The organism is uncultured Anaerococcus sp. (assembly GCF_963510915.1).
In the GTDB taxonomy this organism is placed as follows: Bacteria; Bacillota; Clostridia; order Tissierellales; family Peptoniphilaceae; genus Anaerococcus.
Genome location: NZ_CAUPHG010000153.1, coordinates 1 through 2,687 on the forward strand (window position 1 = coordinate 1; position 2,687 = coordinate 2,687).

Annotated in this window: 3 protein-coding genes and 1 pseudogene; all 4 read left to right on the forward strand. The window is 34.6% G+C overall.

Going from position 1 to position 2,687, the window contains the following annotated elements; all coding sequences use genetic code 11:
• Positions 1-614: pseudogene (locus tag RQ893_RS08985) on the forward strand (hypothetical protein); the annotation flags it as partial.
• A gap of 13 nt (positions 615-627) precedes the next feature.
• Positions 628-828: a hypothetical protein gene (locus RQ893_RS08990; protein WP_311482667.1), complete on the forward strand. Its 201-nt coding sequence runs from the start codon at positions 628-630 to the stop codon at positions 826-828.
• Complete coding sequence (locus tag RQ893_RS08995; protein ID WP_311482668.1) at positions 821-1,207, forward strand: DUF4406 domain-containing protein; 387 nt, start codon at positions 821-823, stop codon at positions 1,205-1,207. Before RQ893_RS08990 ends, RQ893_RS08995 begins: the two co-directional genes overlap by 8 nt.
• A partial coding sequence (locus RQ893_RS09000) for a DNA primase (protein WP_311482669.1) occupies positions 1,208-2,687 on the forward strand: 1,480 nt, incomplete at its 3' end.

Below are 2,687 nucleotides of genomic sequence, written 5' to 3' on the forward strand. Positions count from 1 at the left end.
GGAAATTAGTTCACAACTGTGGCTACCAAGGAGCCTTAGGTGCTCTTAAAGCAATGGGTGGCATTGAGATGGGTTTATCTGAAGATGAACTTCAATCAATAGTTGATTCCTGGCGAGAGGCTAATCCAAATATAGTGAGTCTTTGGTGGGACATAGATTCAGTCGTAAGAAGGGTTGTAAAGACTAGAACTAAAGAAAAATATAAGAGCCTAGTTATTAGCTATGAAAAAGGCATTCTTTTTATAGAACTTCCTTCAAAAAGAAGACTTGCTTATCCAAAAGCAAAAATCGGGATGAATCGATTTGGTGGAGAATCAGTAGTCTATGAAGGAGTCGTAGTAGGAAACAAGTGGGACAAGATTGAATCCTATGGTGGAAAATTTGTAGAGAATATAGTTCAAGCAATAGCCAGAGATATTTTAGCAGAGGCTATGATGAGACTTGAGAAAAAAGGTTTTAATATTGTCATGCATATCCATGATGAAGTTGTAATAGAAAGTGATTCATCTAGTGTCGAGGAAATAAATGAAATCATGTCCATAGTTCCTTGTTGGGCGACAGGACTTATTCTTGATGCAGATGGATTTGAAAGCGAATTTTATAAAAAAGATTAATGGAGGTTTATTCATGTTTTATGTTAAAGAAAAAATAAATGATGTCATGGAAGTAAGCATTGAAATAAATGATGAGAATGTATTTTGCACCTGTCCAAAGTGCGGAAAAGAAGTTCGAGTCGATTTAGTTGAAGTATTGGAAGAGGGAGATTTATTTTCTACTCAAGTTTGCTGTAATACTTGTAGTGAAACAATGAGGGATATTTATGAATAAGGAACTATACAACGGGAGTGGGTGCAAGGATCCCACTCCTTATCAAGCAATTAAAAATGCAGAGAAGAGATACTATCCCTTGGTATATATCTGCAGTCCATTTTCTGGAGATATTAAAAATAATGTAATTAAGGCAAGAACTTATTCTCGATATGCCTTAGATAAAGGAAATATTCCTATAGCACCACATCTTTTATTTCCTCAGTTTATGAGTGATGAAAGTGAGAGAAGACTTGCCATGCATTTTAATTATGTCCTTCTTGGAAAATGTGAAGAAGTATGGGTCTTTGGTGACAACATAAGTCCTGGAATGGCAGAAGAAATAAGAGTTGCTGAGAAGAGAAAAATGAAGATTCGATATATAAAGGAGGTAGCCTAATTGAAAATATATACCTCGAATTTAATAGGAGTGGAGTCAAACTGTGTTTATCCAAATGAGATGGATGCATTAGATGTTAGGTCATTTGAGAAAGCAGCAAGTTTTGACCATGTAATGGCTAAGTATAAAAATTCCTACAGGTCCAATGATAATTTTATAGAGTCAGAATGTATTCCAATGGATATAGACAACGACCATTCAGAAAATCCAGATGATTGGATTTCAATGAATGATTTAAAGAGAATATTTGATGGAGTTAAATTTGCCATAGTTTACAGCAGAAACCATAGAAAAGAAAAAAATGGAAAAGCTGCAAGACCAAGGATGCACATATATTTTCCAATTCCTAAGATTACAAATCTTGATGACTATGTGGGATTAAAAGAAAGGTTGGCAGAGACTTATACTTTCTTTGATGGAAATGCCTTAGATGGAGCGAGGTTTTTCTTTGGAGTTAAGAATCCTGCCGTTGAAATAGTTAGGGGAAGGAAATATATAACTGATATTCTAAAAGATGACTTTGAGGATTTTGATAATTCTCAAGACTTGATTCAGCAAGGCTCTAGAAATTCAACTATGAACCATTTTGCTGGTAGGGTTCTAATTCGATATGGAAATACAGATGAGGCAAGAGAATTATTCGATAAAAAAGCTAGTCTTTGCTCACCACCACTTCCAGATGATGAACTGGAACAAATATGGAGGTCTGCTTGTAAATTCTATAAAAAGGTAGCTGCAAGTGAAGATTATGTTCCACCTGAAGAATATACTGAAGGCATAAATTTAAGGCCTTCTGAATTTTCAGACATAGGTCAAGCAGAAGTTTTTGTAAGAGAATATAAAGACAGTATTCGATTTTCTCCTTCTACAGGTTTTCTTGTTTACAACGATTCCTACTGGGAGGAATCTGAACTAAAAGCACAAGGATACTCTCAAGAATTGGTTCTAAAGCAAATAGAAGAAATAGACAATGAACTTTTGAAGATGGATGATGATATTAAGAAATCTGGAGTTAGGGATATAATGTCTTCGATGAGTGAGAAAAAGGCAATGGAGGTTTTTGATAAAAATCAAAAATCTATATACTATAAACTTATATCTTTAGAGGCATATAAGAAATATGCTATAAAACGAGGTGACACCAGAGCCATTCATGCAACTTTAAAAGAATCAAAGCCAATGCTTGAAATAGACCAAAGAGATCTTGATACGGATGAGTTCTTGTTAAATACTCCTTCTTTTACAGTTGATTTGAAAACTGGAGAATGTAGAGAGCATAAGGCAGAAGACTATATAACAAAAGAAACATCTGTCGATCCAAGTGATGAAAATATGGATATATGGCTTGCTGCCTTGGATACATTTTTTGTTAAAGATAGTGAACTTATAGAATACGTTCAGAAAGTAGCAGGAATTTCTCTAATCGGAAAGGTCTATATTGAGGCTCTCATTATAGCTTATGGTGATGGAAGAAATGGAA